Annotated in this window: 16 protein-coding genes, 1 other RNA gene and 1 pseudogene; 9 read left to right on the top strand and 9 right to left on the bottom strand. The window is 55.8% G+C overall.

From position 1 onward, the window contains the following. Positions 1–138: 138 nt before the first annotated feature. Both srmB and JQC75_RS14200 read right to left on the bottom strand, forming a co-directional pair. Positions 139–1,512 (bottom strand): annotated as a pseudogene (gene srmB, locus JQC75_RS14205) (ATP-dependent RNA helicase SrmB); the annotation flags it as partial. 65 nt (positions 1,513–1,577) lie between these two features. Then, positions 1,578–2,279: a tRNA1(Val) (adenine(37)-N6)-methyltransferase gene (locus JQC75_RS14200; RefSeq protein WP_203324699.1), complete on the bottom strand. Its 702-nt coding sequence runs from the start codon at positions 2,277–2,279 to the stop codon at positions 1,578–1,580. Positions 2,280–2,792: 513 nt separating this feature from the next. On the opposite strand from JQC75_RS14200, the gene brnQ reads away from it, so the two are divergent. The 4 genes from brnQ to recJ all read left to right on the top strand — a co-directional run bounded on the left by brnQ (position 2,793) and on the right by recJ (position 7,844). Next, the gene (gene brnQ, locus JQC75_RS14195) at positions 2,793–4,130 is read left to right on the top strand and encodes a branched-chain amino acid transport system II carrier protein (RefSeq protein ID WP_203324698.1); all 1,338 of its coding nucleotides are present in this window, start codon (positions 2,793–2,795) and stop codon (positions 4,128–4,130) included. A 151-nt stretch (positions 4,131–4,281) separates the two neighbouring features. Further along, positions 4,282–5,163: a site-specific tyrosine recombinase XerD gene (gene xerD / locus JQC75_RS14190; protein WP_203327231.1), complete on the top strand. Its 882-nt coding sequence runs from the start codon at positions 4,282–4,284 to the stop codon at positions 5,161–5,163. A 140-nt stretch (positions 5,164–5,303) separates the two neighbouring features. Continuing rightward, positions 5,304–6,032 carry a bifunctional protein-disulfide isomerase/oxidoreductase DsbC gene (gene dsbC / locus JQC75_RS14185; RefSeq protein ID WP_203324697.1) on the top strand — a complete coding sequence of 243 codons (729 nt, stop codon included), beginning with the start codon at positions 5,304–5,306 and terminating at the stop codon, positions 6,030–6,032. A gap of 87 nt (positions 6,033–6,119) precedes the next feature. Next, positions 6,120–7,844, top strand: a complete 1,725-nt coding sequence (gene recJ / locus JQC75_RS14180; RefSeq protein WP_203324696.1) for a single-stranded-DNA-specific exonuclease RecJ — start codon at positions 6,120–6,122, stop codon at positions 7,842–7,844. Between the two features lie 67 nt (positions 7,845–7,911). Here recJ and rpiA read toward each other — a convergent pair whose 3' ends face one another. Continuing rightward, on the bottom strand, positions 7,912–8,574 hold the full coding sequence (gene rpiA / locus JQC75_RS14175; protein WP_203324695.1) for a ribose-5-phosphate isomerase RpiA: 663 nt from the start codon (positions 8,572–8,574) through the stop codon (positions 7,912–7,914). A gap of 200 nt (positions 8,575–8,774) precedes the next feature. On the opposite strand from rpiA, the gene JQC75_RS14170 reads away from it, so the two are divergent. The 4 genes from JQC75_RS14170 (at position 8,775) to JQC75_RS14155 (ending at position 11,888) form a co-directional block, all read left to right on the top strand. Beyond that, positions 8,775–9,704 carry a DUF808 domain-containing protein gene (locus JQC75_RS14170; RefSeq protein ID WP_203324694.1) on the top strand — a complete coding sequence of 310 codons (930 nt, stop codon included), beginning with the start codon at positions 8,775–8,777 and terminating at the stop codon, positions 9,702–9,704. A 100-nt stretch (positions 9,705–9,804) separates the two neighbouring features. After that, entirely contained in the window at positions 9,805–10,851 is a 1,047-nt protein-coding gene (locus JQC75_RS14165; protein WP_203324693.1) for an NAD(P)H-dependent flavin oxidoreductase, read from the top strand. Between the two features lie 42 nt (positions 10,852–10,893). Beyond that, on the top strand, positions 10,894–11,250 hold the full coding sequence (locus JQC75_RS14160; RefSeq protein WP_203324692.1) for a MerR family transcriptional regulator: 357 nt from the start codon (positions 10,894–10,896) through the stop codon (positions 11,248–11,250). A 68-nt stretch (positions 11,251–11,318) separates the two neighbouring features. Then, positions 11,319–11,888: an NAD(P)H-dependent oxidoreductase gene (locus JQC75_RS14155; RefSeq protein ID WP_203324691.1), complete on the top strand. Its 570-nt coding sequence runs from the start codon at positions 11,319–11,321 to the stop codon at positions 11,886–11,888. 400 nt (positions 11,889–12,288) lie between these two features. Here the strand turns inward: JQC75_RS14155 and JQC75_RS14150 are convergent, their stop codons facing one another. The 6 genes from JQC75_RS14150 to JQC75_RS14125 form a co-directional block, all read right to left on the bottom strand. Further along, positions 12,289–13,071: an EAL domain-containing protein gene (locus JQC75_RS14150; RefSeq protein ID WP_203324690.1), complete on the bottom strand. Its 783-nt coding sequence runs from the start codon at positions 13,069–13,071 to the stop codon at positions 12,289–12,291. A 206-nt stretch (positions 13,072–13,277) separates the two neighbouring features. Then, positions 13,278–13,472, bottom strand: coding sequence for a hypothetical protein (locus JQC75_RS14145; RefSeq protein WP_011760838.1), 195 nt, complete (start codon positions 13,470–13,472; stop codon positions 13,278–13,280). A gap of 257 nt (positions 13,473–13,729) precedes the next feature. Then, positions 13,730–14,191, bottom strand: a complete 462-nt coding sequence (locus tag JQC75_RS14140; protein WP_203324689.1) for a hypothetical protein — start codon at positions 14,189–14,191, stop codon at positions 13,730–13,732. A gap of 154 nt (positions 14,192–14,345) precedes the next feature. Beyond that, positions 14,346–15,080, bottom strand: a complete 735-nt coding sequence (locus JQC75_RS14135) for a 5-formyltetrahydrofolate cyclo-ligase (protein ID WP_203324688.1) — start codon at positions 15,078–15,080, stop codon at positions 14,346–14,348. Between the two features lie 8 nt (positions 15,081–15,088). Then, positions 15,089–15,269: non-coding RNA, 6S RNA (gene ssrS, locus JQC75_RS14130), on the bottom strand. Positions 15,270–15,321: 52 nt separating this feature from the next. Then, positions 15,322–15,630: a cell division protein ZapA gene (locus tag JQC75_RS14125; RefSeq protein ID WP_203324687.1), complete on the bottom strand. Its 309-nt coding sequence runs from the start codon at positions 15,628–15,630 to the stop codon at positions 15,322–15,324. Between the two features lie 249 nt (positions 15,631–15,879). Between JQC75_RS14125 and JQC75_RS14120 the strand changes: the two genes are divergently transcribed. Continuing rightward, positions 15,880–16,455 carry a UPF0149 family protein gene (locus JQC75_RS14120; protein ID WP_203324686.1) on the top strand — a complete coding sequence of 192 codons (576 nt, stop codon included), beginning with the start codon at positions 15,880–15,882 and terminating at the stop codon, positions 16,453–16,455. Positions 16,456–16,537: the final 82 nt, after the last annotated feature.

Raw genomic sequence — 16,537 nt, 5'->3', positions numbered from 1 at the left:
ACCCGCTTCACGCTTTGGACCACGGGGGGGGCCGTCTTTCGGCGCATAACCTTTGCCATCAGCACTGCGTTCATTCCGTCCGGTGCCATGTTGGCTGCGGCCGGTATCGCCCTTGTCGTGGCTTCTGCGCTCTTGCTTGTCGTAGCTTCTGCGCTCGTGTTTATCCTGGCCTTCGCCCTTGTCGTCATTACCGGCATGGCGTGTCGACGCTCTGCCGCCAGATCTGAAGTTGTCGCCGCCCCGGTTGTCATCGGTCTTGGCGTTTGGCGTAGCGGGGCCACGGCCCGGGGCCGCTTTGGGCTTGGGGTTTTTGGCCTTGGCTTTGGCATCCTTGGCCTTGACCTTTTTCTTGGTGGGCACCTTGGCTTCTTTGTGTTTGGGGCGAAGCTCTTCAATCACCCGACGTTTGAGCGGCTGCTCAATGTAACGCTCGACCTTACCCAGAATACGCATGTCATGGGCTTCTACCAGGGAGATGGCTGTGCCCTTGGCGCCTGCACGGCCGGTACGGCCAATGCGGTGCACATAGGTGTCGGCGGAGCGTGGCATGTCGAAGTTTATCACGTGGGTGATGTCTTCAATGTCGATACCCCGGGCAGCCACGTCGGTGGCCAGCAGCACGTTAACTTCACCCTTGGTAAAGCGGCCCAGTGCCTGGAAACGTTTTTTCTGATCCATGTCGCCGCGCATAAAGGCGCAGGCAATACCGGCCTGTTGCAGCTGGCCTTCCAGTGAAGCGACCACGTCGCGGGTTTTACAGAAAACGATGGCCCGTTTGACGTCTTCCTGCTTCAGCAGATGGGTCAGCAGGGCAAACTTGTGGTCCTTGTCGTCGGCCAGATGGATCCACTGGTGGATTTTGGCCTTTTCGCTGCGGGGTGGCTCAGACTCGACAAATACAGGTTCGTTCAGGAGTTCCCGGGCAAAGCTGCCTACTCCGCCACCTTCCAGGGTGGCTGAAAACAGCATGGCCTGTTTACGGCCACTGGCTTCCACGGCAAGGGTTTTCACCACTTCACCAAAGCCCATGTCCAGCATGCGGTCGGCCTCATCGATAACCAGAACTTCCACCAGTTCGGCGCTGAAGTGGCCCTTGTCCAGGTATTCCAGCAAACGCCCCGGAGTTGCCACCAGGATATCGACGTTACTCTTTAGCATCTCTTCCTGGGGACCATAGGGCACACCACCGGTAATCAGTTTGATGTCCAGTTCCAGATTGGTGGCCAAATGGCTGGCGTAGCGATGGATTTGGCTGGCCAGTTCTCGGGTCGGGGTAAGTACCAGCACCCGGGGCTGACCCGGGCGACGGCGGGGGAAATCTATCAGGTGCTGCAGTGCAGGCAGCAAAAAGCTGGCAGTCTTGCCGGTACCTGTTGGAGCGCGCGCCAAAATGTCCCTTTGCTCCATGGCAAGGGGGATGGTCATACGCTGAATGGTGGTGGGGGTGTTGTGCCCCATGGCTTTCAGGGACTCCAGCAGCTCGGGGTCCAATTGGAAATCTTCAAATAGCATGGTGGCATTCCTACTCTAACAGGCGCGCTATTATAGGTGCTTTACTCGGTTACTGAAACCAAGAGTTACAGTTTCAGGTAAAAGTCTCGGGTCAGGGCCGTCATGGCCTCAGTGTAGCAGCCGTGAATATCCCTGATGGCGAGGCTCTCATTCTCACAAGGCCCGTCGCCCTGGCCCAGTGCCAGCAGCAGTCTCCGTGGCGGCTTGCCTTCAACTGTGCTGACTTCAACCCGTTGCCGAATGCCAAGTCCAGCGTGAGTGAGTGCTTGCCTGAATGTGACTTCACTCTCCACCGGCAACACCAGGCTGGCAAGACCATCGGCGCGTAAGTGTGCCGCAATTAAGTGGCACAGGACTGAAAAGCCGAGGCTCCCTGTGTGCCGTGCCAACGCCCTGCCGGGCTTTTCTGACAATGGCCCGGTTTCAAAATAGGGGGGATTACAGAGTATGTGAGTGAACACTTTGCCCGCCAGCACGGTCGTATCGGTGGCGTCGGCCTCTATCAGGGTTATCCTGTCGGGCCAGGGACTGGCGGCAATATTTGCTCGGCAGGCGTTGGCGGCAACCGGGTCTATCTCAATGGCGGTGATGGGCGCGTTGCAGCGCTGTGCTGCCATCAGGGCTAAAAGACCGCTGCCGGCACCGAGGTCGAGCACAGTTTCGGCGCCATAGAGGTTAGCCCAGGCTCCCAGCAGCACGGCGTCTGTGCTCACCGGCATACCGCAACCGAAATCGTCCACGTGAAATGCTTTAAAACTGAATCCCATGGGGTCGCCAAATAACCAATCGCAATTTAATGGCGGCATGGTAGCAGAATCATGCGCCAGTCCCCAGTCGTGCCCCGGGTTTGCCCGCAAAAAGACACCGGTCCCTGCTGGCTGGTCTGACCTTGATGGCCTACTTTTCGCGGTGCTGTTGCCGGAATGTGATGGTCGCACCCCGAAAACGCCCAAGGGCCGTGATCCGGCGCAACATGTTGTTAGCGCGAGTGCAGCATGGGACACTTTTTTGTGCAAGAGAGGCCGGTCTGCTTGCGCTGCTGTCCGGGCTTTGGTATTAGTTTTCCCCTTTCCCGTAGCCAAATTTTGCGACTTCGGGCCCCTCGGTGGCGTTTTTGGCCAAAATTCACCTCGAGGCAGGTGGTTTTTTCGGCGTGCAACGCCAAATTTACCTCTCCAGTACTGTAATTCTGGCGTTACACGGGGGCTTTCTCAGTCCTTCTTCGGTAGCCAAGTTACAGATAATCACTTAAGTTTGTTCGAAAAACACTAATAAATAAGATGGGGCTTCTTGTGCAAAACAAGCAGATGAGTTTCTCAGACACCTTAAGTCTGGGTTTTATGACTTTTGCGTTCTTTTTGGGGGCCGGCAACCTGATATTCCCGCCATTCGCGGGCATGCTTGCCGGAGACAACATGCCACTGGCCATGATGGGCTTTTTGGTGACTGCCGTGGGTATGCCCCTGGTCGGTTTGATTGCTGTCGCCAAGACTCAGGGCAAGGTGATGGCGTATCTGCCTGCTGTGGCAGCTACCGCCCTGGCCGTGGCTATTTACATCATCATAGGCCCGGCTTTTGCGGCGCCCCGCACCGGCCTTGTCGCCTTTGAAATCGGCGCCAAACCTTTCCTCGGCGATACCAGTACCGTATGGGCAATCGGCAGCATCAGCCTGAATGTGGCCCAGCTTATCTTTACCCTGGGTTTCTTTGCCGTCACCATGCTGCTGGCACTCTTTCCGGGCAAGTTGATGGACAGCGTCGGCAAGGTGCTGACGCCGGTGCTGATGGTGCTGCTGTTGTCGCTGGCTATCTCGGTGATAATGCTGCCATCCGGTGACACTTCAGCCCCGGTGGGTGACTATGCCTCCAGTCCGCTTATCAAGGGGGTGATTGAAGGCTATAACACCATGGACACCCTGGCATCACTGATGTTCGGTATGCTTATCATCGACCTGCTGCGCAAGAAAGGGGTCGATGCCCCGGCCGACCAAACCCGGGCACTGGTGCGTGCGGCCTTTATTGCCGCGTCCGGATTGGCCTTTGTGTATATTTCGCTGTTTTTCCTTGGCGCCACTGCGGGGGAGATCGCCCAGGGCGCTGAAAATGGCGGCCAGATCCTGACCCGGTATGTGGACCGCGAGTTTGGCACTTTAGGGGCGCTGATGCTGTCGACTGTGGTATCTCTGGCCTGTTTGACTACCGCCGTTGGCCTTGTGAGTGCCTGCTCTGATTATTTCAATGAGCTGTTCCCGCGCATTAAATATCGTCAGTTTGTGATCCTGTTTTCGATAATCTGTGCCGTGGTGGCCAACGTGGGGCTGACCCAGCTTATCAGCGTCAGTATTCCGGTGCTGGTGAGTGTTTACCCCGTGGTGATTGCACTGGTGGCCGTGACCTTTATGACCCAATACCTGCCCAATCCCAGAATCAGCCACCGACTGGTACTGGCGGTGGCCTTGCTGTTTGGTGCCATCGATGGTCTTAAGGCCGCCGGGGTGAACATGGAGTCACTGAGCTTTATGCCGCTTTATGCCGAAGGCATGGCCTGGTTGTTGCCAACCGCAGTGACCATGGTAATCTGCCTCTTTATCGGCAAGCGCACGCCGGCCGCGGCCTGATAGCCAGATTCATCTTTAAAAAGCCGGCCTTGTCCGGCTTTTTTGTTTTTTTCTGTTGGAGTCTTTTTTGTCCGCCAAGGTTAATTCTGCCCACAAGGGTGGCAAGCGCCCCAAAAAATCCGGCGCTTCATTGCAGCCCAGCGAGGCAGGCATGGCGTTGATAGATGCCTTTTTGGATGATCTCTGGTCATTGCAGGGGCTGTCTGACAACACCTTAAGTGCCTACCGAACCGATTTGTGCCAGTTTGATGCCTTTCTCACAGCAAAGGGTATTGGCTTGCTGGCCCTCGATAGCCTGACACTCAGGGACTACCTGGCCCACCGATTTGAGCAGGGTATGGCCAAAACCTCCACGGCACGCATGCTTTCAAGCCTGCGCCGCTTCTATCGTCATCAGCTGGTATCCGGCAATCTCAGTGAAGACCCCACGGCCTTGATTGAGTCGCCCAAGCTGCCCAAATCCCTGCCCAGCAGCCTGTCGGAGGCGCAGGTGGAGCTGCTGCTGGCGGAGCCAAACAGTGACGACCCTGTGGAGTGCCGCGATAAAGCCATGTTGGAGCTTCTCTATGCCACCGGGCTTCGGGTCAGTGAGTTGGTGGGGCTGGGGATGTCGGAGCTGGGGCTGCGTCAGGGGTTGGTTCGCATTATTGGTAAAGGGGGTAAAGAAAGGCTGGTGCCCATGGGGGAGGTGGCTCAGGATGCGCTGGAGCAGTTCCTTGCCGGCCCAAGGCAGATGCTGCTCAGGCAAGGGGCCTCCGAGGTGGTGTTTCCATCCAGCCGTGGCCAGCAAATGACCCGGCAAACCTTTTGGCACCGCATCAAGCTGTATGCGCTCAGAGCAGGCATTTCCACTGAGCTGTCGCCCCATACCTTAAGGCATGCCTTTGCCACCCATTTGCTCAACCATGGCGCCGATCTCAGGGTAGTGCAGTTGCTGCTGGGGCACAGCTCCTTATCGACCACCCAAATTTATACCCACGTGGCCAGAACCCGCCTTGCGGATCTCCATCAAAAACATCACCCGAGGGGATAATGAGGCCGGCAAAAACACCGACTGATACAAATTCACTCTCGGGTAATTTGCTTTTGTTATCGTTAGACGGTAACTTTTCAGGCCATTCGCGGGTCTTATAATCAAGAGACTACACCCGCAGTCGTATTCAAGGACTCAAGATGAAATTCACCCGTACCCTGACGCTTCTGGGCTCATTGGCCCTGGCACCCATGGTGATGGCTGCGCCTGCCACTCCAAACGACATGTTGAAGCAGAAAATTCAAAGCACCCTTGGCCTGGAAGTGAACATTATTACTGCCTCACCGGTTGAAGGTCTGTATCAGGCCATCACTAACCGCGGTGTACTTTACATCACCGCCGATGGCAGCAAACTGCTTCACGGCAATATCTATGATTTGAATGACCAGATGAACAACCTGACCGAAAAAGCCCTGGCTGGTCCGCGTCTGGACATGCTCAAAGAATTTGAAAGCAAGATGTTGGTGTATAAAGCCAAAGACGAAAAGCACGTAGTGACTGTCTTTACAGACATTACCTGTGGCTATTGCCGCAAGTTGCACCGCGAGATGAAAGACTATAACGACCTGGGGATCACGGTGCGCTACCTTGCATATCCCCGTCAGGGCGTGCCTTCGCCCAATGCCGACGAAATGGAAGCCGTATGGTGTGCCAAAGACCCCCACAAGGCCATGGACGATGCCAAAGCCGGTAAAAATATCAGCCTCGCCAAGTGTGATGCGGATATCGCCGGTCAGTACAATCTGGGTGGCGCCTTCGGCGTAAATGGTACCCCGGCCATGGTGCTGGAAGATGGTTCCATGATCCCCGGTTACCAGCCTGCCTCGGCGCTGTTTGATGTACTGGAGCGTCGTGCGGTTAAGCAGTAACTGCATGCAGCACCACAGCGAAGGTGAGCCCAGGCTCACCTTTTTGTTGTACCCGTGTCCCCAAAGGTTCAAGCAAGGAGTCCCTGCGTGAAGTACAAGCTCACCAGGCGCGAAACGGTGGATGACTCCCACCTGCCAAACCATCTACACCCTCTGATAAAGCAATTGCTTGCCCGCCGCGGTGTTGCCGCCGATGACTGTGAGCAGGAACTGTCGCGCTTGCTGCGCCCTGAGACCATGCTGGGCCTCGATGTTGCTGCGCGCCTCCTGGCCGACGCGGCTCTGGCGTCAAAGCGTATGCTGATTGTCGGTGACTTCGATGCCGATGGTGCCACCTCCACCAGTGTGTGTTTGCTTGCGCTGAAGATGCTGGGTATTCAGGGGGCTGACTTCCTTATTCCAAACCGCTTCGATTATGGCTATGGCCTCAGTGTGCCTTTGGTGGCGCTCGCGGTGGAAAAGGGCGCCGAGGTGCTTATCACGGTCGACAATGGCATCAGCAGTATCGACGGCGTGGCGGCGGCCAAGGCCGCCGGGATGCAGGTGGTGATCACCGACCACCATTTACCCGGGCAGGTATTGCCGGACGCTGACGCCATAGTCAACCCCAACCAACATGGCTGCCCCTTTGCCAGCAAGTCTATTGCCGGTGTTGGCGTGGCCTTTTATCTGATGCTGGCCCTGAGGGCCGAACTCAGAAACCGCGGCTGGTTTGAAAAGCTCGGTATAAAAGAGCCCAACCTGGCGGTACTGGTGGACATAGTAGCGCTTGGGACTGTGGCAGACGTGGTGAGTTTGGATGCCAATAACCGGATTCTGGTGGATGCCGGACTTAAACGCGTCAGGGCCGGCCGTTGCAGGCCCGGGATCACGGCGCTGCTGGAAGTGGCCAAGCGTAACCCTGCCCGCGCCGTGGCCGCCGACTTTGGTTTTGCCGTGGGCCCCAGGCTCAATGCCGCCGGGCGCCTCGATGAAATGTCCCTCGGGGTCGAAACCCTCTTGTGTGACGACATCGTGTATGCCCGCAGGATGGCGGCCGAGCTGGATGGCCTGAATCAGGAGCGTCGCGAGCTGGAAACCGGCATGCAGGCCGAGGCGTTAAAGAGCCTCGAGCGTTTGCAGCTGGAAGAATCACAACTGCCCTGGGGCATAGCCCTGTATCAGGATGACTGGCATCAGGGGGTGATAGGCATTTTGGCGTCCCGTATCAAAGACAGGTACCACAGACCCGTTATTGCCTTTGCCGAAGCCTCGGATACCGAGGTCAAAGGCTCGGCCCGCTCCATCAAGGGCCTGCACATGCGCGACTTGCTGGAGCTGATTTCCAGCCGTCACCCCGGGCTTATTCCCAAATTTGGTGGCCATGCCATGGCTGCTGGCCTGAGCCTTGCCAAATCTGATGTCGGCAAGTTCCAGACCGTGTTTGATGAAACCGTGCGGGAGCTGCTGGCACCTGAGCTCCTCACCGGCGAAATCCTCTCGGATGGTGAACTGCCCATCGAATACCTGACCCTGGAAGCCGCCAACCTTATCCGTGCCAGCGGCCCCTGGGGGCAGGGCTTCGAAGAGCCGCTGTTTGATGGTCATTTCAGGTTATTGCAGCAGCGTCTCGTGGGCGAAAAGCATCTGAAGATGTTGGTGGAAACCGAGTGTGGCCGACTGATGCTGGATGCCATCGCCTTTAATGTGGATCTCAAAGCCTGGCCAGACGCCAGCGTGCGCCACGTGCAGCTTGCCTACCGACTCGATGTGAACGAGTTTCGCGGTAATCAAAGCCTGCAGCTCCTGGTGGAGCAAATTGAAGCCAAATGAGTCCTGATGGGGCTCAACGCAATAAAAAAGCCACCCAAGGGTGGCTTTTTCGTATTTATCGGGTCGCTTATCTGGCAGTGACTGTTTTCACGCCGTCAGGGGTGCCGACCAAGAGCACATCGGCGCCGCGGTGGGCGAACAGGCCGTTGGTGACCACGCCCACGATGCCATTTATCTGCTGCTCAAGCTTCTTGGGCTCCATGATCTTCATGTTGTGCACATCCAGGATCACGTTGCCGTTGTCGGTAACCACACCTTCACGGTACACGGGGTCGCCGCCCAGTTTCACCAGCTCTCGGGCCACATAGGAGCGGGCCATGGGGATCACTTCCACCGGCAGCGGGAAGTCGCCGAGGATGGCCACTTCTTTGGTGTTATCCACGATACAGATGAATTTGTCGGCCACGGCGGCGACAATTTTTTCACGGGTCAGCGCAGCGCCGCCGCCCTTGATCATGTCCATCTGGCCGTTGATTTCATCGGCGCCATCCACATAAACCGACAGCCTGTCGACGCTGTTGAGATCGTAAACCGGGATCCCCAGTGCTTTGAGCTTGGCGGTTGAGGCTTCAGAAGAAGACACGGCGCCTTCGATTTCTGCCTTGATGGTAGCCAGCGCATCGATGAAGTGGTTAACGGTAGAGCCGGTGCCCACGCCCACAATACTGTCTTTTTCAACGTACTTGAGTGCAGCCCAGGCGGCGGCCTTTTTCATTTCGTCTTGAGTCATGGTGAGATCCTGTAAAAGACTTAATGCAAAAAAATTGCCCTTATTATACCTGCAAGTGGCCACAAAAGTGGTTGTTGGCTAACAAAAATCCTGCCTGCTTTAATGACATCTGGGTACTTTTGCCTTCCGGGGGTGCGTTTTGCCGAAGGGATGGATTAGGATAACCGCAATCGATTTCGGAGTTTTCACAAGGAGTTGTTATGGCCGGAGCCAGTTTGCTCACCCTGCTGGATGATATAGCCACCATTCTGGATGATGTGTCTGTGATGAGTAAGGTCGCAGCCAAAAAGACCGCCGGAGTGCTGGGGGATGATTTGGCCCTCAATGCCCAGCAGGTGACCGGAGTCAATGCCGACCGGGAGTTGCCAGTGGTGTGGGCCGTTGCCAAGGGCTCGTTTTTGAACAAGCTGATTTTGGTTCCGGCGGCGCTGCTCATCAGTGCTTTCGTTCCCTGGCTGGTCACGCCCCTTTTAATGTTCGGCGGCCTGTTTTTGTGCTTCGAGGGCTTTGAAAAGCTGTGGCATGCGAAGGCCAAACATGTGCCGGTAGCAGGTGAAGATCCCCACGATGCCCTGGCGCCGGAGGGCATGGATCCCAAAGAGTATGAGAAACAAAAGGTGAAAGGCGCGGTACGCACCGATTTTGTACTCTCGGCCGAGATCATTGCCATCACCCTGGGGGTGGTCGCCGGGCAACCCTTTATGACCCAGGTCGCGACCCTGTCCATTATCGCGGTGGCGATGACCATAGGTGTGTATGGTTTGGTGGCGGGCATTGTCAAGCTGGATGATTTGGGTCTCTGGCTGTCGCGTAAAACGGCTGCTCTGGCCCGGTTGGTGGGCAAGCTGCTGCTGGCGGCAGCCCCCAAATTGATGAAGCTCTTATCTGTGGTGGGCACGGCGGCCATGTTTATGGTGGGGGGCGGTATTCTTACCCACGGTATTCATGTGCTTCACGATGGCATCAATGCCGCCGCAGTGCGTGTGGGGGCAATCGAGGCCATAGGCCCGGTGCTTGAGTTTTTTACTCCGAGCCTGCTTAATCTGCTTTTTGGCATAGTCGCGGGCGCAGTGGCTGTGCTGGTGATGACACTCATTGCCAGGCTCAAACCCGCTAAGACAGCACACTGAGCCGCCAGGGACCTGTACTGATGTGCCTGTGTCTTTTGGCATAGGTGTGGAATAAGGGATTTATCACGGGCTTTGCCCGCAAGCATACCAGGGAGTGGAGATGACAAATAAACGGCAGCCGTTTCTTGGCACTGAATTACCCATCATACAGGCCCCCATGGCCGGGGTGCAGGACAGTGAGCTCACCATTGCGGTGTGTAACGCCGGGGGGCTGGGCTCTTTGCCCTGTGGCATGTTGAGCAGTGAAATGCTGCAGGCTGAAATTCGCCGTATTCAGGCGGCAACCCCGGCACCTTACAACCTTAATTTTTTCTGCCATCGGGTGAGTGACTACCCCGAACCTGTTCGCCAGCGCTGGCAGTCCCTGCTGGCACCTTACTTTGACGAGTTTGGCGTTACTGCCTCCGCAGGTACCGCCAGCGCCAGTCGCCAACCCTTCAGTCACGACATCGCCGATGTGATAGAAACCGCCCGGCCAGCCTTTGTCAGCTTTCATTTTGGGCTTCCTGACAAGCCCTTGTTACAGCGATTAAAAAGCTGGGGCACCAAGGTACTGTCATCGGCGACCACCCTCGATGAGGCGCTTTGGCTAGAGGCCAATGGCGCAGATGGCATCATACTGCAGGGGCTTGAAGCCGGTGGCCACAGGGGCATGTTTTTGTCGATGGATTTTGGCTCTCAGCAGCCACTGCGTGCGCTGTTGGTACAGGCAAAGGATAAGCTTGCCGTGCCCGTGATTGCCGCCGGCGGCCTTGGCAGCGCTGCCGATATCAATGCTGCGCTTAAGGCAGGCGCCGATGCGGTGCAGATTGGCACTGCGTATCTGCTGTGCGATGAAGCTAAAACCTCAGCCATACATCGCCGCGCCATTGGCCAGCAGCCGGTACAGACTCAAATCACCACGCTTTTCTCCGGCAGACCTGCCCGGGGTATAGTCAACCGCGCCATGGCAGAGCTTGGCCCCTTGCATGAGGCCGCGCCGCCATTTCCCTTTGCCGCAATCGACATGGGACTGCTGCGACAGGCGGCGGAGCGGCAGGGCATTGGGGACTTCTCGCCTTTGTGGTGCGGGCAAAACACCTCAGGCTGCTGTGATGTGCCGGCCGCAGAACTGACCCTGGCCCTCGCGGCCGGATTGATGCAGTGAGTGTGGAAAAGTGGATAGGGGATTAGTTGGATAAGGAGTCATATGTATATAGGTCAGGCTGCCAGAGAGACTGGGCTTTCCATTAAGGCCATCCGCTTTTACGAGCAAAAGGGGTTGTTGCCGGCGCCACATCGCCATGGTCGTTATCGGGTCTATTCGCCAAAAGACCTTGAGCTGCTGCGCCTCATTCGCGATGCCAAAGCCTTGGGTGTGCCGCTCGCCAAACTCACGACCGTGTTGCCAGCTAAGGACGACCCCCTCGACTGGCAAGAGATAAGGCGCTTCCTTGGTGGCATCAAACAGGACATCCGGGCGCAGCAACTCAGACTCAAGCAGCAGCTTGCGACAGTAGAGCAATGTCTTTCGGCCATTGAGGATTGCCCCGGCCTCACCGATTGAGCCCTTGACTCTGCCCCTAAGGGGAGACGTTAGAATCGGCCTCGTTAACCTTGAAAAGGAGTACGGGGATGAAAAATATTCTGATAGTAAACGCCAACCCCAAAGCCGACAGTCTGTGCAAGCATTTGGCGGATATGTATGAAATCGAGGCACGGGAGTACCACAGGGTCAGGCGCTTCAATCTGTCACACATGGCGTTTGATGCCAACCTGAGTGAGGGCTATGCACCGCAGACGCTGGAGCCCTGCCTGGAGGACTTTCAGCAGGCGCTTATCTGGGCCGAACATCTGGTAATTGTCAGTCCTGTCTGGTGGGGAGGTCTGCCCGCTGCATTTAAAGGCTTGCTTGACCGCAGTCTGTTGCCGGGCTTTGCCTTCCGTTACGACGCCAATACTGCAGCCGTTATCCCGCTGCTGCAGGGTAAAACCGCGCGTCTGATGTTCACCATGGATGCTCCGGCAGACTTTGCTGAACAGCAGGCTGAACCCGTGGTGGCCCAGCTTGACCGGTTCACCCTGCAGTTTTGTGGCTTCGCTCCGGCAAACATATCGTATTTTCCTGCCGCGTCCTGGGTGACTGCAGAGCTTCTTGAACTCTGGCAACAGACCATTAAAGCCTTTGGCCGAAAGGGGGAGTAGAGGGGAGTAGAGGCGAGTCGCAGTGTTGCCATATCCCCCCGGATATCGCCATTTGGACTGGCGATATTCAGGGGAAGACACCATTGATTTGTAAGTGTAAGCCTACCGGGGAGACATGACATCGGGCTCCTGTCGCTGGCAGCAGCCCGGTTGACTGATGAGTTAAATCGCGGGTGCCGAAGGTTTTGGGGCAGTCTAAGATGCTTTCCCTCGAATGGTGTGTGCAAAGCTCGATGTTTGCAAAGCTCGATATGAGCAAACCTCGATGTGCTTAAGGTTTGCAATGATGTTGGCTCACGGCTTTTTGTAAACCGCCGGGTTCGGTGGTGAGCCGCCGCAGCCTATGCATGGGAGTGCATGGGAGACCCCATGCATACCCGGATGCTAGAAATAAATTGTTTTATAAATCATTTGCCTGCAGTAATTGGATGTCGCCGGCAGTGGTGAGGTGTTCGAGACTGGGCTGGGCAAATAAATACCCTTGTAAATAGCGAATACCCATTTCGGTCAGGCATTCGAGCTCCTCGAGGGTTTCAATGCCTTCAGCCAAAAGTTGGGTGCACTGCAGGTCGCACTGGGCCTTAATTTCCCGGATTTGCACTTGTTTGAGTGGGTCTTTGTCTATGTCCCGGATGAGGGACATGTCCAATTTGAGCACATGGGGTTTCAGCTCAGACAGCCAACTGATATGGGTATAGCCTGCGCCATAGTCATCGATAGCCGTTAAAAAGCCAAACTTGGCATAGCTTTGGAAGATGTTCCGCAAGTGTGCCTTGTCGATAATGTTTTCCCCTTCAGTCACCTCAAAAATGAGTTTTTTCAAATCGAAGTTGTAAAGGTGCGCAGCTTCTATGGTTGCCTTGATACAGGTTTGTGGGTTGTAGACTGCGTTGGGCAAAAAGTTAATGGATAAAAAGGTGTCGCATCCAAGCTCTGATGCCGTTTTGATGGCAGTTATTCTGCACGCCTGATCAAAATAGTACTTATTGGTCTCGTTGATTTGTTCAAAAACCCAGCCAGCCCCTTGCCCGTCTGGGCCCCTGACCAGCGCCTCATAGGCGAAGATTTTGCGGGTTTGCCAATCGATGATGGGCTGAAAAGCCATGCGGATACGAAAGCCAAGAGAGACGCCGCTCAGGCAGTCGGCACAGGTTTGCTGTTTGATTTCTTCAGGAAAGTCCACGTTGTTGTCTCAGCGGGTCCGCAAAAAAAGAGGGCGTGAGATTACTGTAGATGCAGCGGGTGAGAATGCCAAGCACTTATCAGCGCTGGGCTGTCTGGCACAGTTGGAACCGTTTGTTGGATATGCCCTGGTCTGAGCCAGGACGGCAGACCTTGGATACGACTGGCCCGGGTTATCCGGGCCAGGGAGGCATGCTTCTTCGGGACTCAGTGAGCGGGTTTATCGTGGGCGGCAGCATATTTCACCGCAATCACGGCCACTAACATCAACACGAAGGGCACGGGCGCTGCCACCATTCCCAATGCGCTGACATTCAGCATAAACCCGATTGCAATATGGCCTACCAGTGCCACGACCAGGGCCAGGGTTGCGAGGAGCAGAACAACGACTTCTGATTTCATAACCGAATTCCTTTCTAAGGTTTGTCATGGACAAGGGGCTTATTTCTCGCCCGCTTTTGATGGCTTCAGTATGAAGATTTGATGATGCAGATATTTGATCGCAATCAAGTTTAATGCGCCGGTTTCTTGCTAGGGACGCAAAGCTTGCGCCAGCGCAAGCTTTGTTAAGAAATGGATTTAAAGGTTAAAAAGTTGGCTTGGGTTATGCTTGCATTGCTATGAGGGCTCACTCGGCACCAGATTCGTTGGTAAAAAATTCAGTCAAACTTGCCCAGTTTGGCCTGCCAGAGGGCTTTTTTCTCAAGATCAGAAAGGGGTTTTCGTGCAAGGAAGGCGGCAAGGGCTACGCCCAGTGGCACCACAATCAGATCGGCACTGTGAAATGGCAATAAATAGCCAAACACCGTCAGGTAAACACAGGTGGCGCTGGCCACGGGAATAAGCAGCAGCTGCCAATCAAAGCATTGGCCAATGATCCTGGCCCCAAGACCAATCAGCGCCGGCGGCAGCAGGTATAAAAACACCATGCCGGTATCGGCTGCGGCAATCATCACAAAAGCGATTAGCGCCAATACCGCCCCCAATAGACTGCCAAGCAGGGTCTTGTAGGGAGACTGGCGCTGCTTCAGCGCACGGTAAGCATTTTCCATGATTTCCAGTTTTGCGCGGGCCCGGGCTGCACTGTCGATTTTGCCTGCGCGTTCGAGTCTTGGTGGCATAAGGAGTCAATTCAGTTAAGGGTAACCTTATCTTACCCAAAGGACACTAAGGCCTGAAAGCCTTGTTAAGCGGTGAATTATCACCCCGGGGCTAATGCGTGTTAGCGCAGCGGTTAGCACAAAAGCACCTGCCGCTGAGGTGAGTAAAAGGGGATTAACTGAAGTCGAATACCTTTGATGGGGTAATTATCTTTGGCAGCGGCACATCCCAAACCTCAGTCGGCAGGGCTGGCAGGCGCTGGCAATCGTGGGCGAGGCCTATCACCCGGGTACTGTCTGGCAGATGTGCCAGGGTGCGGTCGTAAAAGCCGCCGCCCATGCCGAGGCGATTGCCGCGGTCATCGAAGGCGACCAGGGGGGTGATGATGGCATCCAGCCTATAGGCTGGGCACAGGCGATGGCAGGCCATCACAGGCTCAGGGATGCCGTAAAGGTTGTCGCGCATCTCGCTGTGTTTATCGTAACGGATAAAGAGTAAATGGCCTTCGGCGAAGGGATGCAGCACCGGCAGATACACGTCAACCCCTTGTTGCCACAGGGCCTCAATCAGGGGGCGGGTGCTGATTTCACCGTCATTTTCAAGATAAAGGGCAACGGCGCGAGCGCCATCCAGCTCAGTTAACAGATGCTGCGCTGCCTGCAGGGAAGCCGATGCCTGAACATGAATGCTGAGGGCGCGCCTCAGGGCGCGAATGTGTTTTCGGATGGTACTGCGCGACGCGTTCGCACTTATGCCGATTTGCGCCTCGGCACTCATGCTGCCCAGTGCCTCAGCACTTAAGCTTTCTTGTGCCTCAGCACTTAAGCCTTCTTGTGCCTCGGCACTTAAGCCCTCTTGTGCCTCAGCACGTTGGGCGATAGTCGCGTTGGATGTGACGGATACCGTCATAAGTTGAGATGCTCCCCGGAATGCCGCTGCCGGTGTAGCCCTTGAACCGTAGGTTCAAGGCGGGCCTGCGATTACTTCCTAAGGCTTCTCGGTACGAGCCGAGCCTGCTCAATGTCGGTAAAACACCTGCCCTAAAGTCAAAAATATCGGCACAGGGACATTACCAGCTGGCGCACAACCCAGGGAGCAAATTTGGTGGTGTTACACAGGGATTATACCCGGCGCAAAACCTGTAATCAGTTTAATCTTCCTTGTGGCTTCGCTCAACCAAAGCTTGTTCGAGCGTTCGCTGCAGCAGGCGGATTCTGTCGTCCATTTGCTGCATATAGTCTTGATTCTTCCGCTGTTCTTCGTGCAACTCGTGACCGAGATTTAATGCCGCCATCATGGCCAGATCTTCCCGGCTCAGATTGCTGGTGCGGCCACGAAGTGACGTCAGCTGCTGCTCAAGCTTTTGTGCCACCGCCCTCAGTGCCGCTTCTTGTCCGACTGGACAGGCGATGGAGTAGGTGCGTCCAAGGAGGATAATATCAATGGCGCTACTGCTCATGGGCTATCCCTGTGGTGGTCTTTATGTGGCGGACTATATAAGGCGGGTTGCAAAAGTGCAAGGCCGGAGCGGCGTTCAGGCCACACTGAAAACGAGTTTGCTGCTTGCGTGAGCAACGGCCTGAGGCAAAAGATGATTATTGAGCCAATGTCACGCAAAATTGCCACAAACCCCTGTTTGCAAACTTGGTCACAGCCCCCGGGGTCTGTTAGCATTGGCCCATTGCGTTTAGGCTCTGGACACTCAATTATGGCAACCCCTCCATCCCTCAAGATTGAAAAACTGCTCGGCGCACTCGAAGCGGCCGAAATTGGTCAGCATCCGGTGGAAGTTCACGGTGCCATGGTCGGCCTGATTGCCGGGGGCGTGGAGCAGGGCCGCGGCGCCTGGCTCAAACCTCTGGTAGAGCTGATGAATGACGGTCAGTCATTGCCTCAAGAGTTGCAGGTCCTGGTGGAAGAGCTGTTTGTGGACACGCTGGCCCGTCTGGGCGAAATCGAATTTGGCTTTATGCCGCTGTTGCCCGAAGAAGAAGAGCCCCTGTGCGACAGAGTCGAAGCCCTGTCCCTGTGGGTACAGAGTTTTCTGGCCGGGCTTGCCATTATCCAGCCCGGGCTCAATCAGGCCTCAGAAGATGTGCGTGAGGTGATAGCCGATCTCGCCGCCGTAGCCCAGGTCGAAATCGATGTGGTGGATGATGAAGAATCTGAAACCGCCTATGTCGAAATCCTTGAATTTGTTCGTATGGCGGCCATTCACTGCTACCAGGAGTTTGGCCCTCAGGATGGCGGCGGCGCCGTGCAGCCCAACAACAATCTGCATTGATTTTGATGGGACTTCGAGGAGCTGTGCACCATGGACGACACCCGTCAAACTAACCAAACTCGCAGTGACCAGGAGCCTGCCC

The sequence above is a fragment of the Shewanella litorisediminis genome, assembly GCF_016834455.1.
In the GTDB taxonomy this organism is placed as follows: domain Bacteria; phylum Pseudomonadota; class Gammaproteobacteria; order Enterobacterales; family Shewanellaceae; genus Shewanella; species Shewanella litorisediminis.
This window is presented reverse-complemented; position numbering and strand designations above follow the sequence as displayed.

What these genes read in the sequence shown, in the direction of transcription:
- JQC75_RS14200 (WP_203324699.1), bottom strand. Translation starts at nt 2,279, where the DNA reads ATGGGATTCAGTTTTAAAGCATTTCACGTGGACGATTTCGGTTGCGGT.
- brnQ (WP_203324698.1), top strand. Translation starts at nt 2,793, where the DNA reads ATGGGGCTTCTTGTGCAAAACAAGCAGATGAGTTTCTCAGACACCTTA.
- xerD (WP_203327231.1), top strand. Translation starts at nt 4,282, where the DNA reads ATGGCGTTGATAGATGCCTTTTTGGATGATCTCTGGTCATTGCAGGGG.
- dsbC (WP_203324697.1), top strand. Translation starts at nt 5,304, where the DNA reads ATGAAATTCACCCGTACCCTGACGCTTCTGGGCTCATTGGCCCTGGCA.
- rpiA (WP_203324695.1), bottom strand. Translation starts at nt 8,574, where the DNA reads ATGACTCAAGACGAAATGAAAAAGGCCGCCGCCTGGGCTGCACTCAAG.
- JQC75_RS14170 (WP_203324694.1), top strand. Translation starts at nt 8,775, where the DNA reads ATGGCCGGAGCCAGTTTGCTCACCCTGCTGGATGATATAGCCACCATT.
- JQC75_RS14165 (WP_203324693.1), top strand. Translation starts at nt 9,805, where the DNA reads ATGACAAATAAACGGCAGCCGTTTCTTGGCACTGAATTACCCATCATA.
- JQC75_RS14160 (WP_203324692.1), top strand. Translation starts at nt 10,894, where the DNA reads ATGTATATAGGTCAGGCTGCCAGAGAGACTGGGCTTTCCATTAAGGCC.
- JQC75_RS14155 (WP_203324691.1), top strand. Translation starts at nt 11,319, where the DNA reads ATGAAAAATATTCTGATAGTAAACGCCAACCCCAAAGCCGACAGTCTG.
- JQC75_RS14145 (WP_011760838.1), bottom strand. Translation starts at nt 13,472, where the DNA reads ATGAAATCAGAAGTCGTTGTTCTGCTCCTCGCAACCCTGGCCCTGGTC.
- JQC75_RS14140 (WP_203324689.1), bottom strand. Translation starts at nt 14,191, where the DNA reads ATGCCACCAAGACTCGAACGCGCAGGCAAAATCGACAGTGCAGCCCGG.
- JQC75_RS14135 (WP_203324688.1), bottom strand. Translation starts at nt 15,080, where the DNA reads ATGACGGTATCCGTCACATCCAACGCGACTATCGCCCAACGTGCTGAG.
- JQC75_RS14125 (WP_203324687.1), bottom strand. Translation starts at nt 15,630, where the DNA reads ATGAGCAGTAGCGCCATTGATATTATCCTCCTTGGACGCACCTACTCC.
- JQC75_RS14120 (WP_203324686.1), top strand. Translation starts at nt 15,880, where the DNA reads ATGGCAACCCCTCCATCCCTCAAGATTGAAAAACTGCTCGGCGCACTC.